The organism is Mesorhizobium silamurunense (assembly GCF_014843905.1).
GTDB lineage: Bacteria > Pseudomonadota > Alphaproteobacteria > Rhizobiales > Rhizobiaceae > Mesorhizobium > Mesorhizobium silamurunense.
This window is the reverse complement of record NZ_LPVS01000010.1, coordinates 22,997-42,386: the sequence shown is the minus strand read 5'-3', so window position 1 is coordinate 42,386 and position 19,390 is coordinate 22,997. Positions and strand designations below refer to the sequence as shown.

The 19,390-nt window shown below is 64.5% G+C and carries 18 protein-coding genes; 17 read left to right on the top strand and 1 reads right to left on the bottom strand.

What is annotated here, in order from left to right; all coding sequences use genetic code 11:
- Positions 1 to 80: 80 nt before the first annotated feature.
- Entirely contained in the window at positions 81 to 356 is a 276-nt protein-coding gene (locus AU465_RS01125) for a type II toxin-antitoxin system ParD family antitoxin (protein ID WP_192243188.1), read from the top strand.
- Positions 353 to 655, top strand: a complete 303-nt coding sequence (locus AU465_RS01120; protein WP_192243186.1) for a type II toxin-antitoxin system RelE/ParE family toxin — start codon at positions 353 to 355, stop codon at positions 653 to 655. The genes AU465_RS01125 and AU465_RS01120 overlap by 4 nt, the downstream gene beginning before the upstream one ends.
- Before the next feature lie 5 nt (positions 656 to 660).
- On the opposite strand, the gene AU465_RS01115 is transcribed toward AU465_RS01120, so the two are convergent.
- Positions 661 to 1,776 (bottom strand): cystathionine gamma-lyase, encoded by a 1,116-nt coding sequence (locus AU465_RS01115; protein WP_192243184.1) that lies wholly within the window; start codon positions 1,774 to 1,776, stop codon positions 661 to 663.
- Positions 1,777 to 2,173: 397 nt separating this feature from the next.
- Here AU465_RS01115 and mraZ point away from each other — a divergent pair, with 397 nt between their 5' ends.
- From mraZ to ftsA, 15 genes are all read left to right on the top strand, one after another.
- Positions 2,174 to 2,632 (top strand): division/cell wall cluster transcriptional repressor MraZ, encoded by a 459-nt coding sequence (gene mraZ / locus AU465_RS01110; RefSeq protein WP_192243182.1) that lies wholly within the window; start codon positions 2,174 to 2,176, stop codon positions 2,630 to 2,632.
- The gene (gene rsmH / locus AU465_RS01105) at positions 2,629 to 3,645 is read left to right on the top strand and encodes a 16S rRNA (cytosine(1402)-N(4))-methyltransferase RsmH (protein ID WP_192243180.1); all 1,017 of its coding nucleotides are present in this window, start codon (positions 2,629 to 2,631) and stop codon (positions 3,643 to 3,645) included. The genes mraZ and rsmH overlap by 4 nt, the downstream gene beginning before the upstream one ends.
- A gap of 4 nt (positions 3,646 to 3,649) precedes the next feature.
- Complete coding sequence (gene ftsL, locus AU465_RS01100; protein ID WP_192243178.1) at positions 3,650 to 4,045, top strand: cell division protein FtsL; 396 nt, start codon at positions 3,650 to 3,652, stop codon at positions 4,043 to 4,045.
- On the top strand, positions 4,042 to 5,769 hold the full coding sequence (locus AU465_RS01095) for a peptidoglycan D,D-transpeptidase FtsI family protein (protein ID WP_192243175.1): 1,728 nt from the start codon (positions 4,042 to 4,044) through the stop codon (positions 5,767 to 5,769). The genes ftsL and AU465_RS01095 overlap by 4 nt, the downstream gene beginning before the upstream one ends.
- A 54-nt stretch (positions 5,770 to 5,823) precedes the next feature.
- On the top strand, positions 5,824 to 7,278 hold the full coding sequence (locus AU465_RS01090) for a UDP-N-acetylmuramoyl-L-alanyl-D-glutamate--2,6-diaminopimelate ligase (protein WP_192243172.1): 1,455 nt from the start codon (positions 5,824 to 5,826) through the stop codon (positions 7,276 to 7,278).
- Positions 7,275 to 8,708, top strand: coding sequence for a UDP-N-acetylmuramoylalanyl-D-glutamyl-2,6-diaminopimelate--D-alanyl-D-alanine ligase (locus tag AU465_RS01085; RefSeq protein WP_192243170.1), 1,434 nt, complete (start codon positions 7,275 to 7,277; stop codon positions 8,706 to 8,708). Before AU465_RS01090 ends, AU465_RS01085 begins: the two co-directional genes overlap by 4 nt.
- 26 nt (positions 8,709 to 8,734) lie before the next feature.
- Entirely contained in the window at positions 8,735 to 9,817 is a 1,083-nt protein-coding gene (gene mraY / locus AU465_RS01080; protein WP_192243168.1) for a phospho-N-acetylmuramoyl-pentapeptide-transferase, read from the top strand.
- Positions 9,818 to 9,825: 8 nt separating this feature from the next.
- Positions 9,826 to 11,226 carry a UDP-N-acetylmuramoyl-L-alanine--D-glutamate ligase gene (gene murD, locus AU465_RS01075; protein WP_192243166.1) on the top strand — a complete coding sequence of 467 codons (1,401 nt, stop codon included), beginning with the start codon at positions 9,826 to 9,828 and terminating at the stop codon, positions 11,224 to 11,226.
- The gene (gene ftsW / locus AU465_RS01070) at positions 11,226 to 12,377 is read left to right on the top strand and encodes a putative lipid II flippase FtsW (protein WP_192243164.1); all 1,152 of its coding nucleotides are present in this window, start codon (positions 11,226 to 11,228) and stop codon (positions 12,375 to 12,377) included. Before murD ends, ftsW begins: the two co-directional genes overlap by 1 nt.
- Positions 12,378 to 12,383: 6 nt before the next feature.
- Positions 12,384 to 13,508, top strand: coding sequence for an undecaprenyldiphospho-muramoylpentapeptide beta-N-acetylglucosaminyltransferase (gene murG / locus AU465_RS01065; RefSeq protein WP_192243162.1), 1,125 nt, complete (start codon positions 12,384 to 12,386; stop codon positions 13,506 to 13,508).
- Positions 13,505 to 14,911, top strand: a complete 1,407-nt coding sequence (murC, locus tag AU465_RS01060) for a UDP-N-acetylmuramate--L-alanine ligase (RefSeq protein ID WP_192243160.1) — start codon at positions 13,505 to 13,507, stop codon at positions 14,909 to 14,911. The genes murG and murC overlap by 4 nt, the downstream gene beginning before the upstream one ends.
- A complete protein-coding gene (gene murB, locus AU465_RS01055) occupies positions 14,908 to 15,873 on the top strand; it encodes a UDP-N-acetylmuramate dehydrogenase (protein WP_192243158.1) in 966 nt (321 codons plus the stop codon). The genes murC and murB overlap by 4 nt, the downstream gene beginning before the upstream one ends.
- A 313-nt stretch (positions 15,874 to 16,186) precedes the next feature.
- Positions 16,187 to 17,113, top strand: coding sequence for a D-alanine--D-alanine ligase (locus AU465_RS01050; protein ID WP_192243545.1), 927 nt, complete (start codon positions 16,187 to 16,189; stop codon positions 17,111 to 17,113).
- A complete protein-coding gene (locus AU465_RS01045; RefSeq protein ID WP_192243156.1) occupies positions 17,101 to 18,042 on the top strand; it encodes a cell division protein FtsQ/DivIB in 942 nt (313 codons plus the stop codon). Before AU465_RS01050 ends, AU465_RS01045 begins: the two co-directional genes overlap by 13 nt.
- Positions 18,039 to 19,346, top strand: coding sequence for a cell division protein FtsA (gene ftsA / locus AU465_RS01040; RefSeq protein WP_192243154.1), 1,308 nt, complete (start codon positions 18,039 to 18,041; stop codon positions 19,344 to 19,346). The genes AU465_RS01045 and ftsA overlap by 4 nt, the downstream gene beginning before the upstream one ends.
- Positions 19,347 to 19,390 lie beyond the last annotated feature (44 nt).

The following is a 19,390-nucleotide window of genomic DNA, read 5'->3' as shown; positions in this document are numbered from 1 at the left end:
TCAAGGCGGACACACGCTTCTTGAAGCCGGTACGATTAAATCGTACCTTGGCGCCGGCGGACAAATATCAGGAGCCGGTGATGGGTCAGGTCGACAAACGCAGCATAACGCTTTCTCCCGAACTGGCGCAGGCTGTCGACGATGTCGTGGCAGCCGGCGAGTATGCCTCGGCGAGTGAAGTGATCCGGGACGCGCTCAGGCAATGGAAGGACCGGCGTGACCTGCTCGGCTATACGGTCGAGGAATTGCGCAAGCTGGTGCAAGAGGGGATCGACAGCGGGCCGGGGCGGTTCGCATCGATTGAAGAGATCAAGGCTGAGGCGCGAAGGCGCTTGAGATCCAGTGGAGCAGCATGAGCTTGCTGCCCATTGTTCGAACCGCGCATGCTGAAGAGGATTTGATTGCCATATGGCTTTATGTCGCTGGCGACAACGAAATCGCAGCAGACCGACTACTCGATCGTATTGAAAGCCGTTGGCAGCAACTGGCTACCTATCCTTTTTCCGGGCCTCCGCGCGACGACGTTGCGCCGGGTGTTCGCCATCTCATCGTCGGCGACTACCTCACCTTATATCGAGTTGGCGAGCATGCGGTCGAAATCCTCCGTGTGCTGCACGGACGTCGCAAGATCGGAGCCGACGATCTCACGAGGTGATCGGCTCAACCGCCGAGCCGGTCCAGCGACACCTCGATCGCCTGCCAGAGCTCCTCCACCGGTTCGCAGCCGACCGAAAGGCGCACGAAGCCGGGCGGCACCGCATCGCCGCGCTTCGAGCGTCGCTCGGCCGAACTGTGCACGCCGCCAAAGGAAGTTGTCGATTCCAACAGCGCGCAATTGTCGATGAAAGCCTCGGCCTTCTCTTCCGACGCCAGTTCGAACGAGATGAGGAAGCCGAAGCGCTCCATCTGGGCGCGCGCCAGATTATGCGAAGCATCGCCCTCGAGCCCGGGAAAGCGCAGGCCGCTCACCGCGCGATGTCGCTTGAGACGACGGGCGATCGCTTCGGCCGAAGAGCACATGCGATCGAAACGCACCTCCAGCGTCTCGAGGCCGCGATGGACGAGCCAGGCCTCGAACGGCCCGGGGATCCCGCCTGCCGTCTCGCGCCAGTCCCTGACCTTGGCGACAATATCCGGATTGCGGCTGGCGACATGGCCGAACAGCACATCCGAGTGCCCATTGATCGCCTTGGTATCGGCCGACACCACGACATCGGCGCCGAGGTCGAGCGGGCGCTGGCCGAAGGGCGTCATCGTCGTGTTGTCGACGACGAGGATCGCGCCTTGCTCGTGCACGGCCTTGGCGACGGCGGCGATGTCGCAGATGTCCAGCCTCGGGTTGGACGGGGTCTCGGCGAACACCAGCCGGTAGCCGGCAAAACCGCCATCGAGCATGCTCGATGTGGGCCTCACGTCATAGGTGACGCCGAGCGGCTTCAGGAAACGCTCCGCCAGCGCACGTGTCGTATGGTAGCCGTCCGAGGGCAAGAGAATGCGGTCGCCCGATTTGACGAGCGAAAAAAACGACGCCGAAATCGCTGCCATTCCCGACGGAAAGGCAACGCATTGCGCATCCTCCAGATGGCCAAGCGCATGCTCGACGGCGTGCCACGTCGGATTGCTGAAACGGCCGTATTGATCGAAGCCCGTCGCGTCGCCCGGCGAATGAAAGATCGAGGCCATTGTCAGCGGCAAGGGGATGGGATCGCCCTTGGCGAAATCGCCACTGCGCAGATGGGCAAGTGTCGCGGCGCGTGACTTCGCGGTTTCGGCCATGGGCTCATTCCTCGCTGAACAGAGGCTCGACGCTAGGCGCGCCGAAGGCTCGCAGCAAGCCGCGTCCTTTTGGGCCAGACGGTTCTAAACGGTTCGTTAGGCTTAATGGACGATAAAGACGAGACGTGCCGTCAGTCTGCTCTTCCTGGTTGTGGCATGCGCGTTTGTGATGCCTCTTCCCGTTGACGCCCATAGTGCCCCATGATATCCCATTCACATCATCAAGCCTTCGTTCCGCGTCAGGGTGAAGCGTACGCCAATCGGGCAGTCGCGGCGGCTGCGCGTTTGCCGGTTTTCGCCTTGGTGAATGAAGCGATTTGTCGCGAGGCGACGCACGACGGCGGCGCGGAGAAAAACATGGGAAGGGGTGCAGCGGCGACAGCGGCTGTAACGCGTAGTGGACCGATTTCTGTCAAGCGCAGTGAACAGGATCGATGCGAAGGGGCGGGTGTCCGTTCCGGCGCACTTCCGCGCGGTCGTGCAGAAACGTGGCTATGCGGAGCTCTATGCGCTACGCTGCCTCGACCTTCCGGCGATGGACGTCGGCGGGCTCGACCTGCTCGACCGCTACGAGCAGCGGATCGCGCTGGAGGATCCCTTCCTGCAGACGGCGGACGACATGTCCTTCTTCTGCCATGGCGACGGGACGTTCCTGAAACTGGACCAGGACGGCCGCATCACGATGACCGATTTCATCCGCGAGCACACGGGCATCTCGAACGAGGTGGCCTTTGTCGGCCGCGGCAATTTCTTTCAGGTCTGGGAACCGGGCCGGCTTGCCGCCTACGGGGCGCAGGCGCGGGCCAGGCTTTTGCAGCTTCGGCAGGGGACGAAGCCCGGGGAGCGACCGGAATGATGGCTGGCCACGGCGATGATCCTCACGCCGTTGGCGGACTGGTCCGTCACATTCCGGTCCTCCTTGGCGAAGTGCTGGGGGCGCTTGAACCCAAGCCGGGCGAGACGATCGTCGACGGGACGTTCGGCGCCGGCGGCTACACCGGTGCCGTCCTCGAGCGCGGCGCTTCGGTCGTGGCGATCGACCGCGACCCGGATGCGATCGCCGCGGGCAGGGCTCTGGAACGGCAGGCCGGCGGCAGGCTGAAGCTCGTTGAGGCGCCGTTCTCGACGCTGGACGAGCATGTCGGGGGCGCCGATGGCGTCGTGCTCGACATCGGCGTTTCTTCCATGCAGCTCGACCAGGCCGAGCGCGGCTTTTCCTTTCGCGCCGACGGGCCGCTCGACATGCGCATGGCGCAAGCGGGCCTGAGCGCCGCCGATGTCGTCAACACCTTCAAGGCGGGCGACCTTGCCCGCATCTTCGGCTTTCTCGGCGAAGAGCGGCATGCCGGCCGCATCGCCCGCATGATAGAGGCCCGGCGCCAGAAACGGCCCTTCGAGCGCACGCTCGATCTGGCCGACGCCATCGCCACCCATATAGGCCGCGCGCCGAAGGACAAGATCCATCCGGCCACCCGCGTCTTCCAGGCGCTGCGCATCTTCGTCAACGACGAGCTCGGCGAACTGGCGGGCGCGCTGTTCGCCGCCGAGCGGGTGCTCAAGCCCGGCGGTAGGCTCGCCGTCGTGACCTTTCATTCGCTGGAAGACCGCATCGTCAAGCGCTTCATCGCCGATCGCGCCGATGCGGCATCGGGCTCGCGCCACATGCCCGACGCGCCGGCCCGGCTGGCGACCTTCCGCAAATCCGGCGGCGGGGTGACGCCGGGCGAGGCCGAGATCGCCGCCAACCCGCGCGCGCGTTCGGCCAGGCTGCGCGCGGCAATCCGCACCGAGGTGCCGGCGCGCCCCGGCGACTTTTCGATTTTCGGCCTTCCAAAGCTTCCCGCCGTCGAGCGGCCGGGGGAGAGGTAAGCACGTGTTTCGTACCAGCGACATAGTCCTGATCGCCGTCATGGTCTCGGCGGCGGCGTTGACCTACAAGACCAAGCGCGAAGCCGAGGACCAGCTGGCGGCGGTGCAGAAGCTGCAGGCGCAGATCCGCTACGAGGAAGACACGATCGATCTTCTGAAAGCCGACTGGAGCCTGCTCACCCAACCGGCACGGCTGCAGAAGCTTGCCGAAATCTACAAGTCTCAGCTCGGGCTCGAGCCGCTCAACGCCCGGCAGATCGGCGGTCTCGACGACGTACCCATGAAACCTGTCAACATCGAGGACCTGTCGTCGCAGCGGCTTGGCGGCATGGCCGACAATTCCGGCAAAGCGCCCCCGGCCGGCAAGGATCCGGTGGTCACCGGGAGCACCGTGCAATGATCAGCAGGCTTCCAAGGATCGGTGACCTGCTCAAGCGTCGAAAGAAGGTGGCCGAGGACGGTTCGATCGTCGTCGATGCCGCCCGCAAGGCGACCGGCGGCAAGGCCAAGACCCGCATCGTCATGACAATGGCGGTGTTCTTCACCATCTATTCGACGATTGCCGGCCGGCTCGTCTATCTCGGCCTGCAAAATCCGGATATGTCGGGCGGTCCGCAAAGCCGCGTCACGGCCTCGCGGCCGGACATCGTCGACCGCAACGGCGAGGTGCTGGCGACCGACATCAAGACGGCGTCGCTGTTCGCCGAGCCGCGCCGCATCGTCGACGCCGACGAGGCGATCGAGAAGCTGTCGACCGTGCTTCCCGAGATCGATTACGAGCAGACCTATCACAAGCTGAAGAGCGGCGCCGGCTTCGTCTGGCTGCAGCGGCAGCTGACGCCGAAGCAGCAGGCCGACATCATGGCGCTCGGCATTCCGGGTCTCGGCTTCCGCACCGAAAAGCGGCGCTTCTATCCGAGCGGCGAGACGTCCTCCTACATTGTCGGGCTCACCAATATCGACAATCAGGGCATCTCCGGCATGGAGAAGTACATCGACGACCAGGGCCTTACCGATCTGCAGGCGTCGGGGCTGGCGGTGGCCAGGGACCTGAAGCCGGTGAAGCTGTCAATCGATCTGCGCGTCCAGCACATCGTCCGCGACGAGGTTGCGACCGGCATGGAGCGGTTCCATGCGATCGCGGCCGGCGCGGTCGTGCTCAATGTCAAGACCGGCGAGGTGCTGGCCATGGCGTCGGTGCCGGATTTCGACCCCAACAATCCCTACAACGCCCAGGAGAAGGACCGGCTGAACCGCATGTCGGCCGGCCTCTACGAGATGGGCTCGACCTTCAAGAGCTTCACCACCGCGATGGCGCTCGATTCCGGCAAGGTGACGCTGGAAAGCCGCTTCGACGCGTCGCGCCCCATCCGGATCGGCCGTCAGACCATCCACGACTTCCACGCCAAGGGCCGTGTTCTGTCGGTGCCGGAAGTGTTCATCTATTCGTCCAACATCGGTTCGGCCAGGGAGGCCGAGGCTGTCGGCATCGAAGGACATCGCGAATTCCTGCATCGGCTGGGCGTGCTCGAAAAAATGCAGACGGAATTGCCGGAAGTGGCGCGGCCGACCGAGCCCAAGGTCTGGAAGCAGGTCAATTCGATCACCATCGCCTTCGGCCATGGCGTGTCGACGACGCCGCTGCAGACGGCGGTGGGCTGCGCCGCGCTGATGAATGGCGGTTATCTGATCGAGCCGACCTTCCTGCCGCGTACCGTGGAACAGGCAATGGCGGTGGCCAAGAAAGTGGTCAGCGAAAAAACAGTGGAATCGATGCGCTATCTCTATGCGCTCAATGCCGAGAAAGGTTCGGGCAAGAGCGCCAGGGTTCCGGGTTTCCGCGTCGGCGGCAAGACCGGCACGGCGGAGAAAGTGGTCAACGGCCGCTATTCAAAAGACAAGAATTTCAATGCCTTCGTGGCGGCTTTCCCGATGGACGATCCGCAATATATCGTGCTTACGATCGCCGACGAGCCGAAGCCGGAAAAGCCCGGCATGGGCGCCACCGCAGCCTCGAATGCGGGCGTCATGGCGGGCAACATCGTCAGGCGCGCGGCTTCCATGCTTGGCGTGAAGCCAGATTTCAGCCATGAAAATGGTGCAACGCTGGTTTCCTATCAGTGATTCTTGGGGCGCGCCGGCAACTGCGCGCTATTTTGTTGCGGTGAACGGGACTCAATGCATCTGAAAGATCTAGCCGGTATCCTGCCTGTCGAGGGAACAGCTTCCCCCGATCTGGAGGTTACCGGTCTCTCCTCCGATTCCCGCCATGTAAGGCCGGGCGCCGTCTTCTTTGCGCTCGCCGGCAGCAAGGCCGATGGCTCAACCTATGCCGCCGATGCCGCCAGTCGAGGTGCTGCTGCAATCGTCACCGGCAATGGTACAGGCGTTTCCGGCCTTCCGGTCCCGGTCTTTGCCGTCGATGATCCTCGCCTGGCTCTGGCGCTGAGCGCGGCGCGCTTCTTCGGCAAGCAGCCCGAGACGATGGTCGCCGTCACCGGCACCAGCGGCAAGACGTCGGTCGCCGCCTTCACCCGCCAGATATGGGAGCAGGCCGGTTTTGCCGCCGCTTCGATCGGCACGACGGGCGTCGTGGCGCCCGGCCGCAACGAATATGGTTCGTTGACCACGCCGGATCCGGTTGCGCTGCACCAGCTGCTGAAGGAACTGGCGGAGGCAGGGGTGACACACGCCTCGATGGAGGCCTCCAGCCACGGCCTCGACCAGCGCCGCCTCGATGGGGTCAAGCTCGCCGCCGGCGGCTTCACCAATCTCGGCCGCGATCACATGGATTACCATCCGACGGTCGAGGACTATCATCGCGCCAAGCTGCGCCTGTTCGATACCCTGCTGCCGACGGGGGCTCCGGCGGTCATCTTCGCCGACGATCCCTGGTCGGAGCCGACGGTTCACGCCGCGCGGGCGGCGGGCCTGAACGTGCTCACAGTCGGCCGCCACGGCGAGTTCCTTACGCTGAAGCGCGTCGAGCATGAGCGGCGGCGGCAGCGCGCAGAGGTCGAGGCCGACGGCGTGCTTTACGAGATCGACCTGCCGCTGGCCGGTGATTTCCAGATCGCCAATGCGCTGGTTTCGGCCGGCCTCGCCATCTCGACTGGAACATCCGTCGGCAAAGCCTTGGCCGCATTGGAGAAACTCAAAGGCGCGCCGGGCCGGCTCGACCTTGTCGGCACGACGGCGGCCGGTGCTCCGGTCTATGTCGACTACGCACACAAGCCCGACGCGCTGGAAAATGTGCTGACCTCGGTTCGCCCGTTCACCACAGGCCGGGTCGTTGTCGTGTTCGGCTGTGGCGGCGACCGTGATCGCGGCAAGCGGCCGATCATGGGCGAGATCGCCACCCGGCTAGCCGATGTCGTCATCGTCACCGACGACAATCCGCGCACGGAGATCCCCGAAACCATCCGCGCGGCCATCCTTGCCGCGGCACCCGGCGCCATCGAGATCGGCGACCGCCGCAAGGCGATCCACGAGGCGGTGGCGATGCTTCATGCCGGCGATACGCTGATCGTCGCCGGAAAGGGGCATGAGGAGGGCCAGACCATCGGTACCGAAACCTTCCACTTCTCCGACCACGAGGAAGTGCGCGAGGCGCTTCAGGAGCGCGCCGCATGAGCTTGCTCTGGACGTCGGAAGCGCTCGTCGAGGCCATGGGTGGCAGGCCGATCGGCTCGCTGCCGGAAGGCATCACCGGCATTTCCATCGACAGCCGCAGCCTCGAGCCCGGCAATGCCTTCTTCGCCATCAAGGGCGAGACGATGGACGGCCACGATTTCGCGACCGCGGCGGTGAAGGCGGGTGCTGCCGTGCTGGTCGTCGCCGAGGGCAAGCTGCCGTCACTCGGCCGGCTGACGGCGCCGATGATCGTCGTGCAGGATGTGCTTGCGGCGCTCGAGAAGCTTGGCGTTGCGGCGCGCGCTCGCTCACGGGCCAAGATTGTCGCGGTGACCGGCTCGGCAGGCAAGACGACGACCAAGGAGGCGCTGCGCCATGTGCTGTCGGCGGTCGGCAAGGTGCATGCCTCGGCGCAGTCGTTCAACAACCATTGGGGCGTGCCGCTGACCTTGGCCCGCATGCCGCAAGACTGCGACTACGCGGTTTTCGAGATCGGCATGAACCATCCGGGCGAGATCAGGCCGCTCGTCAGGATGGTCAGACCGCATGTCGCGATCGTCACGCTGATTGCCGCCGCCCATCTTGGCTTCTTCAAGAATCTCGACGAGATCGCCATGGCCAAGGCCGAGATTTTCGAGGGCATAGAGCCCGGCGGCGCCGCGCTGCTCAACCGCGACGATCCGCGCTGGAAGCTGCTCGGCAAAATGGCGAGAGAGGCCGGTGTCGAGCATGTCTTCGGCTTCGGCGAAAACGCCCGCTCGGCGTTCCGCCTTGCTGGCTGCGACCTTTACGCCGATCATTCCGATATCGCCGTCAAGATCGGCAAAAAGGATGTGACGGCCCGGGTCGGGGCGCCCGGCCGACACATCGTGCAGAATGTGCTGGCCGTGCTGGGGACCGCGCAACTGGTCGGCGCCGATCTCGACAAGGTGGCGGCGGCGCTTGCAGATCTTTCGGCCGAGCGCGGGCGCGGCAGGCGCCACATATTGCATCATCCAAGCGGCCCGATCACGCTGATCGACGAGAGCTACAATGCCAACCCGGCGTCGATGGCGGCAGCCATGGCGCTGCTCAACGCCACGCCGGTATCGGGCGAGGGCAGGCGCATCGCCGTGCTTGGCGACATGCTGGAACTCGGCAGCCATTCGGCGAAGCTGCATGCGGCGCTTGCCGAACTCATCGTCGGCACGGAAACGCACAACGTCTTTCTCGGCGGCGCGGAGATGCGGGCGCTGGCCGAGGTTTTGCCTTCCGATGTCGAAACCGAATACCGGGCAGGCGCGGAAGAGCTGAAGCCGGTCGTCATGTCGGCAATCAGGCCCGGCGACGTGGTGATGGTCAAGTCGTCGAAAGGCATAGGATTTTCAAAGCTGGTCGAGGCATTGCTCGGCAAATTTCCGGCGGAAGCCGCAACCATTGAACCGACCTGAGGTCGGGCTCCGGGGGACGGAAGCGCATGCTCACTTTACTCGTTGATTTCGCGGACAAGATCTCGGCCTTCAATGTCTTCCGCTACATCACCTTTCGCACCGGCGGCGCGCTGATCACGTCGGCGCTCATCGTCTTCATATTCGGACCGACCATCATCAATTCGCTGCGGCTTCGTCAGGGTAAGGGCCAACCGATCCGCGCCGACGGGCCGCAGACGCATTTCAAGAAAGCGGGCACGCCGACCATGGGCGGGCTGATGATCCTTTGCGGCATCATCGGCTCATCGCTTTTGTGGGCGAACCTCTCCAGCATCTATGTCTGGGTTGTGATGCTGGTGACGCTCGGCTTCGGCTCGATCGGTTTCTACGACGACTATCTCAAGGTGACGAAACAGTCGCATCTAGGCTTCTCCGGCAAGGCGCGGCTGGCGATCGAATTCGTCATCGCCGGCGTCGCTGCCTGGGTGATCATGCATAATGGCCAGGCGCCGTTCTCGTCCTCGCTGACCTTTCCGTTCGCCAAGGAATTCCTCATCAATCTCGGCTGGTTCTTCGTGCCGTTCTCCTGCTTCGTCATCGTCGGCGCCGGCAATGCGGTGAACCTGACCGACGGCCTCGACGGCCTGGCGATCGTGCCGATCATGATCGCGGCGGCGTCCTTCGGCGTCATCGCCTATCTTTCGGGCAACGCGGTCTTCGCCGAATATCTGCAGATCCACTTCGTCCCCGGCACCGGCGAGCTGGCGGTCGTGCTCGGCGCGGTCATCGGCGCCGGCCTCGGCTTCCTCTGGTTCAACGCGCCGCCGGCCGCGATCTTCATGGGCGACACCGGCTCGCTGGCCATGGGCGGACTGATCGGCACCATCGCGGTCGCCACCAAGCACGAGATCGTGCTGGTCATCGTCGGCGGCCTGTTCGTGGTGGAGATCCTGTCGGTCATCATCCAGGTCGGCTACTTCAAGATGACCGGCAAGCGCGTCTTCCTGATGGCGCCGATCCATCACCATTTCGAAAAGCTCGGCTGGACCGAAAGCCAGGTGGTGATCCGCTTCTGGATCATCGCCGTCATCCTGGCGTTGGTCGGCCTCTCCACCCTCAAGCTCAGATAGGACACCGCTTGATCCCCGCCACTTCCTTCGCAGGCAAACGCGTTTCGCTCTTCGGGCTCGGCGGTTCGGGGATCGCGACCGCGCATGCGCTGATCGCGGGTGGTGCCGATATCCTCGCCTGGGACGACAATCCGGACAGCGTGGCCAAGGCCGCCGCCGCCGGAATTGCGACCGGCGACCTGCGCGGCGCCGACTGGTCGCGCTTTGCGGCCTTCGTCCTGTCGCCCGGCGTGCCGCTCACGCATCCGAAGCCGCATTGGACGGTGGAGCTGGCTCGCGGCGCCGGCGTCGAGGTGGTCGGCGACATCGAGCTGTTTTGCCGCGAGCGCATCCAGCGCGCTCCGTCCTCGCCCTTTATCGCGATCACCGGTACCAACGGCAAGTCGACGACTACGGCGCTGACGGCGCATATCCTGAAATCGGCAGGGCGCGACACCCAGATGGGCGGCAATATCGGTCGGGCCATCATGACGCTCGACCCGCCCGAGCCCGAGCGGCATTATGCGGTGGAGTGCTCTTCCTACCAGATCGATCTCGCACCCTCGATCAACCCGACGGCAGGCATCCTGCTCAACCTGACGCCCGACCATCTCGACCGGCACGGCACGATGGCGCATTACTCCTCGATCAAGGAAAGGCTGGTCGCCGGCAGCGACACCGCGATCATCGGCGTCGACGATTCCTGGTGCGCCCAGATCGCCGACCGGCTGGAGCGGGCAGGCCGGCAGGTTATCCGCATCTCCAAGCGCCTGCCGCTCACCGACGGCTATTTCGCCGAGGGCACCAACCTGATGGAAGCCGTGGACGGCCGCTACAGCCGCGTCGCTTTCCTCGAGGGCATCGGCTCGCTTCGCGGCCAACACAATGCGCAGAACGCGCTGGCTGCCATCGCCGCCTGCCTGCGGGTCGGTCTCGAGCTCGGCGAGATCCAGGCGGGGCTGGAAAGCTTCCCAGGGCTGGCGCACCGCATGGAGCAGGTCGGCCGCAAGGATCATGTGCTGTTCGTCAACGATTCCAAGGCGACCAATGCCGACGCGGCGGCGCCAGCGCTGTCGAGCTTCAACCGCATCTACTGGATCGCCGGCGGCCTGCCCAAGGAAGGCGGCATCGAGCCGCTGCGCGGCTTCTTCCCGCGCATCGCCAAGGCCTATCTGATCGGCGAGGCCGCACCTGCTTTCTCCGCCACGCTGGGCGAGGCGGTGCCTTACGAAATATCCGGAACGCTGGCTGCCGCGGTCGAGCATGCAGCCCATGACGCTGCGAGCGACACCGGCGGCGAAGCGGTGGTGCTGCTTTCGCCGGCCTGCGCCAGTTTCGACCAGTTCAAGAATTTCGAGGTTCGCGGCGAAGCCTTCAGGCAAGCTGCGACTGCTATTGATGGGGTGAAACCCATCGGAGGGCCACGTTGATGCAAAGCCGTCTCGACAAAAGTCCGGTCGCAACCTGGTGGTGGACGATCGATCGCTGGTTCCTGGCGGCATTCCTGTCGCTGATGGGGCTAGGCATCGTTTTGTCCTTCGCGGCAAGTCCGGCGGTCGCCGAGCGCATCGGCCTCGACAGCTTCCACTTCGCTACAAGGCAGATCATCTTCACCATCCCAGCTCTCATCGTGATGCTGGCGGTTTCCTTCCTCGAGGCGCGACAGATAAGGCGCATGTCGCTGGTGATGCTCTGCATCATGCTGGTGCTGATGGTGGCGGTGCTCTACATCGGCGTCGAGGTGAAAGGCGCGCGGCGCTGGGTGTCGCTCGCCGGCCTCTCCATCCAGCCGTCCGAATTCCTCAAGCCTGCCTTCGTCATCATCTGCGCCTGGCTTTTCGCCGAGCACAAGCGCCAGCCCGATATCCCCGGCAATCTTTTCGCCATGCTGCTGCTGGCCCTGGTGATCTCCCTCCTGGTGGCGCAGCCTGATCTCGGCCAGACAATGCTGGTGCTGGGCACCTGGGGCGTGATGTTCTTCATGGCCGGCTTACCCTGGCTCTGGATCGTCGCGCTGGGTGCCGCCGGCATCGGCGGCGTGTTCGCGGCCTATACGGTCTTTCCGCACGTCGCCGCCCGCATCGACAAGTTCCTCACCGGCGAAGGCGATACCTTCCAGGTCGACATGGGCCGCGAAGCGCTGATCAATGGCGGCTGGTTCGGCGTCGGTCCGGGCGAGGGCACGGTGAAGCGGGTCATTCCGGACAGCCATGCCGACTTCGTCTTCTCGGTCGCGGGCGAGGAGTTCGGGCTGATCATGTGCTTCTTCATCATGTCGATCTTCGCCTTCATCGTGCTGCGCGGATTGAGCATCGCGCTCAAGGAGCATGACGATTTCACCCGCTACGCCGTCGGCGGGCTTGTCACCATCTTCGGGCTGCAGTCGGCCATCAATATGTGCGTCAACCTGCAGCTGATGCCCGCCAAGGGCATGACGCTGCCCTTCATCTCCTATGGCGGCTCCTCGCAGATCGCGATTGCCGTCTCGATGGGCATGGTGCTGGCGCTGACGCGCAGACATCCCGAAAAGCGCAAGCAGATGGGCTATGCTTTCTCGCAGCGCACTATCGCGGCGGAATGAGGCTGGATGTCGAAGGGTGTTATCCTGCTTGCGGCCGGCGGAACGGGCGGGCATCTGTTCCCGGCCGAGGCGCTTGCGCATGAGCTGATCGAGCGCGGCTGGAAGGTGCATCTCGCCACCGACCACCGCGCCGAGCGCTATTCGCGCCAGTTTCCCGCTGTCGAAGTCCACTCGATCCCGTCGGCCACACTGGGCTCGAAGAATCCGATTGCCATGCTCTCGGCCTTCTGGACGATTTGGCAAGGCGTGCGGCAAGCGGGGCGGGTGATCGCCAGGATCAAGCCGGAGGCCGTCGTCGGCTTCGGCGGCTATCCGACACTGCCGCCGCTCTACGCGGCGGCCCGCCGCAAGGTGCCGACGCTGATCCATGAGCAGAACGCCGTCATGGGCCGCGCCAACAGGGCGCTGTCGAGCCGGGTCGACGCGATCGCCGGCGGCTTCCTGCCGGAAGGCGCAAGTGCGGCCGGCGCCAAGACGGTGAACACCGGCAATCCGGTCAGGCCGCAGATACTCGAAGCGGCAAAGACCCCTTACATAGCGTCCAACGACGGCGAGCCTTTCCGCTTTCTGGTGTTCGGCGGCAGCCAGGGCGCGCAATTCTTTTCCGATGCCGTGCCGGCGGCGATCGCGCTCCTGTCCGAAGCGCAGCGCAAGCGGCTGACAATCACCCAGCAGGCGCGCGCCGAAGACGTGGTGCGGGTGAAGGCCGCCTATGCCAATCTCGGCGTCGACGCGCAGGTTTCGCCCTTCTTCACCGACATGGCGGCGCGCATGGCGGCGGCCCATCTGGTGATGTCGCGCTCCGGCGCCTCGACGGTATCGGAGATCGCCGTCATCGGCCGCCCCGCGCTGCTGGTGCCTTATCCGCATGCGCTCGATCACGACCAGGCGGCGAATGCCGCGGCACTTGCCGCGGCCGGCGGAGCCGAGGTCCATCCGCAATCGACGCTTTCGGCCGAGCGGATTGCCGCGCTGGTCGGCGGGCTAATGGAGGACCCCGGCCGGCTTGCAGGGATGGCCGCGGCTGCCCGCTCGGCCGGAAAACCGGATGCTGCGCGGTTGCTCGCCGATCTTACAGAGGCTATTGCGTCCGGCAAAACGGTTTCGGACCACAGGAGGACGCGCGCATGAAGATGCCGCAGACGATCGGCCTCGTGCATTTCATCGGCATCGGCGGCATCGGCATGAGCGGCATCGCCGAGGTGCTGCACAATCTCGGCTACAAGGTGCAGGGTTCCGACCAGGCGGACGGCGCCAATGTGCAGCGGCTGCGCGATAAGGGCATCGAGTGCTTCGTCGGCCACAAGGCCGAGAATATCGGCGACGCCGAAGTGATCGTGGTGTCGACGGCCATCAAGAAATCCAACCCGGAACTCAAGGCCGCGCGCGAAAAACTGCTGCCGGTCGTGCGCCGCGCCGAGATGCTCGCTGAATTGATGCGCTTCCGCCAGGCGATCGCCATCGGCGGCACGCACGGCAAGACGACGACCACCTCGATGGTGGCGACGCTGCTCGAAGCCGGCGGGCTCGACCCGACCGTCATCAATGGCGGCATCATCAACGCCTATGGCACCAATGCCCGCATGGGCGACGGCGAGTGGATGGTGGTCGAGGCGGACGAGAGCGACGGCACCTTCCTCAAGCTGCCGGCCGACATCGCGGTCGTCACCAACATCGACCCGGAGCATCTCGATCACTATGGCAGCTTCGACAAGGTGCGCGAGGCGTTCCGCCAGTTCGTCGAGAACGTGCCGTTCTACGGCTTCGGCGTGATGTGCACGGACCATCCGGAGGTGCAGGCGCTGGTCGGCCGCATCGAGGACCGGCGCGTCATTACCTATGGCGAGAACGCGCAGGCCGACGTGCGCTTCACCAACCACCGTATGGACGGAGCCATATCGGAGTTCGACGTGGTGATCCGCGACCGCAAGGGCCGCGGCACAACGACGATCGCCGGCCTGCGGCTGCCGATGCCCGGCCGGCACAATGTCTCCAACGCAACGGCGGCGATCGCGGTCGCGAATGAGCTCGGCCTGTCGGCCGAGGCGATCAAGAAAGGCCTGTCGTCCTTTGCCGGGGTCAAGCGCCGCTTCACTCACACCGGCTCTTGGAACGGGGTCGACATCTTCGACGATTACGGTCATCACCCGGTCGAGATCGCGGCGGTGCTGAAGGCCGCGCGCGGGGCCACCAAGGGCCGCGTCATCGCGATCGCGCAGCCGCACCGCTTCACCCGGCTGCATGACCTGTTCGAAGAGTTCTCCGTCTGCTTCAACGATGCCGACACGGTCATGGTGGCGCCGGTCTATCCGGCCGGCGAGGAGCCGATCGAAGGTGTCTCCTCGGACGCGCTGGTGTCGCGCATCCGCGCTGGCGGCCACCGCGACGCGCGCTATATCGAAGGTCCGGCGGCGGTCGCGCCGGCCATTCGCGAGCTTGCCAAGCCCGGCGACTTCGTCGTGTTCCTGGGCGCCGGCAACATCACGCAATGGGCCTACGCGTTGCCCAAGGAACTCGGTGGGGCCCCCTCATGATGCGCGGCCAGGACCTGATCGATAAACTCGGCGACAAGCTCGCCGCCTTGCGCGGCCGCGTCACGCCCAATGCCGAGATGGACAAGATCACCTGGTTTCGTGCCGGCGGCCTGGTGGAGGCGCTGTTCCAGCCGGTCGATGAGGAGGACCTCGCGGCCTTCCTGCGCGCGGTGCCGGAGGAAATTCCGATCACGGTCGTCGGCGTCGGCTCGAACCTTCTGGTGCGCGACGGCGGCATCCCCGGTTTCGTGGTGAGGCTCTCGGCCAAGGGCTTTGGTCAAATTGAAAGAGTTCCAAGTGGTGGGATCAAGGCAGGCGCCGCCACCCCGGACAAGCGTCTTGCCGCATTTGCCTTGGAGGAAGGTATTGGCGGCTTCCATTTCTACCACGGCATTCCAGGCTCCATCGGCGGCGCGCTTATCATGAATGCTGGCGCCAACGGCGTGGAGACGCGCGAGCGGGTCGTCGAGGTGACGGCGCTCGATCGCAAGGGCAATGTTCATACATTGCTCACTGACGATATGGGTTATTCCTATCGCCACTCATCGGCACCTGCCGGACTGATCTTCACCTCCGCCATCTTCGAGGGCGTTCCGGAAGACAAGGCGGCGATCAAGGCGGCGATGGACGCCGTGCAGAATCATCGCGAGACGGTGCAGCCGATCCGCGAGAAGACCGGCGGTTCGACCTTCAAGAATCCCGAAGGCTCGTCGGCCTGGAAAGAGATCGACAAGGCCGGCTGCCGCGGGCTGATGATCGGCGGCGCGCAGATGTCCCCCATGCACTGCAACTTCATGATCAACACCGGCACGGCGACCGGCTACGATCTCGAATATCTCGGCGAGACGGTGCGCGCACGGGTGCTGGAAAATTCGGGTATCCGGCTCCACTGGGAGATCAAGCGTCTCGGCAACTTCCGGCCGGGCCACGCGGTCCAGGAATTCCTGGGACAGCTTCTTTAGCTCGCTGCGAAGTTCAAGTAGCACATGAACTTCCGTGACAGGCAACGGTCGTCAAGCGTTGCCGTAAAGACTCAACAACACGCTTTTCTGACCCGTTTTCGCGGAAAGTGAATCTCTCGGAATCATAGGCACTTGCCAGGGAATCAACTCTCTGATTCTCTGCCCTAAAGCGTTTCCTGATTTGAGTCGTTTGACGCGTAACTCGCGTTTTCCGTCTGGGGGGGGCAACCTGCCGGAAGACTCGGACTCAATATGCGGGGATGTTGCGTGCGGAAATATCGGTTGCAGGCCCGGCGTGAGAGGGAATGACGGGATGAAGAAGAAGCATGTGGCTGTTCTCCTGGGTGGATTCTCCTCGGAGCGGCCCGTGTCTCTGTCCTCGGGGAATGCGTGTGCGGATGCGCTCGAGAATGAAGGCTATCAGGTCACCCGCGTCGATGTTTCGCGCGATGTCGGGTCTGTCCTTGCCGAGCTCAAGCCCGATGTCGCCTTCAATGCGCTGCACGGTCCGTTCGGCGAGGACGGCACCATCCAGGGAATTCTCGAATATCTCGGAATTCCCTACACCCATTCGGGTGTGCTCGCTTCGGCGCTGGCCATGAACAAGGAGCAGGCCAAGAAGGTCGCCAAGGCATCCGGCATTCCGGTCGCGGAATCGAAGGTGGTCAACCGCTTCGCCGTCCAGAACAAGCATCCGATGAAGCCGCCTTATGTGGTGAAGCCGGTCAACGAAGGCTCGAGCTTCGGCGTCGTCATCGTGCATGAGGGGCAGTCGCATCCGCCGCAGGTGATAGGCTCGTCAGAGTGGAAGTATGGCGAGATCGTTATGGTCGAGCGCTACATCCATGGGCGCGAATTGACTTGCGCTGTGATGGGCGACGTGGCGCTCGGGGTCTGCGAGATCATCCCGACCGGCCATTCCTTCTACGACTACGATTCAAAATACGTTCCCGGCGGATCAAAACACGAAACCCCTGCAAAAATTTCACCGAATATTTACCAAAAAATACAGACACTGACCCTCAAGGCTCATCTTGCTATCGGTTGCCGGGGCGTCTCCCGGTCGGACTTCCGTTACGACGACCGTCACTCCGAAAACGGCGAGGTTGTCTGGCTTGAGATCAACACCCAGCCGGGCATGACGCCGACGTCTCTGGTGCCTGAAATCGCCGCGCAAGCGGGGCATTCGTTCGGCGATCTGTTGAGTTGGATGGTGGAGGACGCTTCGTGTCTGCGTTGAGGTGGGGACAGGGCAAGGGCGGTGGGGCTGGGCCTGCGCTATTCGGCGTGCCGCTGTCGTTCGACCATTTCGTGTTGCCGCGCCAACTTCGGCGGCCGGTGCGTGTGCTTGCCCGTCTCTGCGGTGGCGAGTACGAGGCACCGCGCTTTTCGGCCGCGATCCTCTCCGCTGCCTTGTTGGCTTCGGCCGGGGCTTATGGCGCCTATCTCGGCGGCTATTCCGACAGCATCGTGCAGGGCGTGACGGCTCGAACCGGTTTTGCCGTCGATCAGATCAAGGTCGTCGGCAACCGCCAGACTTCAGAGATCGACATACTGGACCGGCTCGGCCTCGATGGCTGGACATCGCTGATCGGCTTCGACGCCGAGGCCGCGCGCGAGCGCATCGCGACGTTGCCTTGGGTTGAGGTGGCGGCGGTGCGCAAGATCTATCCGCATACGCTGGAAGTGCGCGTCGAGGAGCGCGAACCTTTCGCGCTCTGGCAGCAGGGCAACTCGCTGTCGGTGATCGAGCGGTCGGGCGAGGTGATCGCGCCGTTCTCGGGCGGCAAGGAGGCTCTGCTGCCGCTGATCATCGGCACGGGCGCGCCGGCCAAGGCGCCGGACTTCCTGGAGAAGATCAAGCGCTATCCCGATCTGGCGGCGCGGATCAAAGGCTATATCCGCGTCGGCGAGCGGCGCTGGGATCTCAAGCTCGAGAATGGCATCACGGTGAAGCTGCCGGAGGATGACGAGGACCGGGCGATCGCCGATCTCGTCAGGCTCGACGATGACAACGGACTTTTGACACGCGACATCGCTGCCGTCGACATGCGGTTGTCCGACCGGCTGGTGGTGGAGCTCTCGCCGGAGGCGGCGACACAGCGCGAAGCCGCGCTCAGCGAAAAGCCGAAGAGCCTGACGAAGCGCAAGCCGGAGACGAAGATATGAGCTGGCTTGGCGGCAGCGGTGATGCTTCTTCGCGGCGGTCGGGCACGCTGACGGTGCTCGACGTCGGCTCGAGCAAGGTTTGCTGCGTGGTGGCGAAGCTGAAGCCGAACGAGGACGGCAAGCTTCTTCGCGGGCGCTCGCATCGCATCCAGGTGATCGGCATCGGCCATCAGAAGTCGCAGGGCGTGAAGTCGGGCGTCGTCGTCGATCTCGACCGCGCAGAGCATGCCATCCGTCTCGCCGTCGACGCGGCCGAGCGCATGGCCGGGCTCACCGTCGATTCCCTCATCGTCAACATGACGGCCGGCCGGCTGAAGAGCGAGGCCTTCTCGGCAACCATCAATCTCGGCGGCCACCAGGTCGAGGAAGCCGACATCAAGCGCGTGCTTGGCGCCGGCGCCAAGCAGGCATTGCGGGCCGAGCGGGAGGTGGTCCATTCGCTTCCCGTCGGCTTCTCGCTCGATGCCGAACGCGGCGTGCGCGACCCGCGCGGCATGGTCGGTGACGCGCTCGGCGTCGACATGCATGTGCTGACCGGCGACGCCGCCCCGATGCGCAATCTGGAGCTCTGCATCAACCGCTCGCATCTGTCGGTCGAGCGCATGGTGGCGACGCCTTATGCCAGCGGTCTCGCGGCGCTGGTCGACGACGAGCTCGAAATGGGTGCAGCCTGCATCGACATGGGCGGCGGCACCACGACGATCTCTGTGTTCTCGGAAGGCAAGTTCGTGCATGGCGACGCCATCGCCATCGGCGGCAACCATGTGACGCTCGACATGGCCAAGGGCCTGTCGACCTCGCTCGACGCCGCCGAGCGGCTGAAGGTGATGCATGGCTCTGCGCTGCCTGGAAGTGCCGACGACCGCGACCTGGTCTCCATCCAGCCGATCGGCGAGGAGGGCGAACTGCCGCTGCAGATCCCGCGCTCGGTGATGACGCGCATCATCCGCGCGCGCATCGACGAGACGCTGGAGCTTCTGCGCGATCGGCTGAACAAATCGGGCTACGGCAACGCCGTCGGCAAGCGCGTCGTTCTCACCGGCGGCGCCAGCCAACTGGCCGGCCTGCCGGAAGCGGCGCGCCGCATCCTCGGACGCAATGTACGCATCGGCCGGCCGCTCGGCGTGGCGGGCCTGCCGGAGGCAGCCAAGGGGCCGGCGTTCTCGACCCCGGTCGGGCTTCTGATCTATCCGCAGATGGCGAGCTTCGAGAGCCATTCGGCGAAAGGACTTTCCGGTTTCAAAATGACCGGAACGGGCGGAAAACTGCATCGCATGAGTCAGTGGTTGAGAGACAGTTTTTAATTTGACGGGGACAGCCCCATAGGCGGCCGCAGCGGCGAAGCGGC

What these genes read in the sequence shown, in the direction of transcription:
- AU465_RS01125 (WP_192243188.1), top strand. Translation starts at nt 81, where the DNA reads ATGGGTCAGGTCGACAAACGCAGCATAACGCTTTCTCCCGAACTGGCG.
- AU465_RS01120 (WP_192243186.1), top strand. Translation starts at nt 353, where the DNA reads ATGAGCTTGCTGCCCATTGTTCGAACCGCGCATGCTGAAGAGGATTTG.
- AU465_RS01115 (WP_192243184.1), bottom strand. Translation starts at nt 1,776, where the DNA reads ATGGCCGAAACCGCGAAGTCACGCGCCGCGACACTTGCCCATCTGCGC.
- rsmH (WP_192243180.1), top strand. Translation starts at nt 2,629, where the DNA reads ATGATGGCTGGCCACGGCGATGATCCTCACGCCGTTGGCGGACTGGTC.
- AU465_RS01095 (WP_192243175.1), top strand. Translation starts at nt 4,042, where the DNA reads ATGATCAGCAGGCTTCCAAGGATCGGTGACCTGCTCAAGCGTCGAAAG.
- AU465_RS01090 (WP_192243172.1), top strand. Translation starts at nt 5,824, where the DNA reads ATGCATCTGAAAGATCTAGCCGGTATCCTGCCTGTCGAGGGAACAGCT.
- AU465_RS01085 (WP_192243170.1), top strand. Translation starts at nt 7,275, where the DNA reads ATGAGCTTGCTCTGGACGTCGGAAGCGCTCGTCGAGGCCATGGGTGGC.
- mraY (WP_192243168.1), top strand. Translation starts at nt 8,735, where the DNA reads ATGCTCACTTTACTCGTTGATTTCGCGGACAAGATCTCGGCCTTCAAT.
- ftsW (WP_192243164.1), top strand. Translation starts at nt 11,226, where the DNA reads ATGCAAAGCCGTCTCGACAAAAGTCCGGTCGCAACCTGGTGGTGGACG.
- murG (WP_192243162.1), top strand. Translation starts at nt 12,384, where the DNA reads ATGTCGAAGGGTGTTATCCTGCTTGCGGCCGGCGGAACGGGCGGGCAT.
- murC (WP_192243160.1), top strand. Translation starts at nt 13,505, where the DNA reads ATGAAGATGCCGCAGACGATCGGCCTCGTGCATTTCATCGGCATCGGC.
- murB (WP_192243158.1), top strand. Translation starts at nt 14,908, where the DNA reads ATGATGCGCGGCCAGGACCTGATCGATAAACTCGGCGACAAGCTCGCC.
- AU465_RS01050 (WP_192243545.1), top strand. Translation starts at nt 16,187, where the DNA reads ATGAAGAAGAAGCATGTGGCTGTTCTCCTGGGTGGATTCTCCTCGGAG.
- ftsA (WP_192243154.1), top strand. Translation starts at nt 18,039, where the DNA reads ATGAGCTGGCTTGGCGGCAGCGGTGATGCTTCTTCGCGGCGGTCGGGC.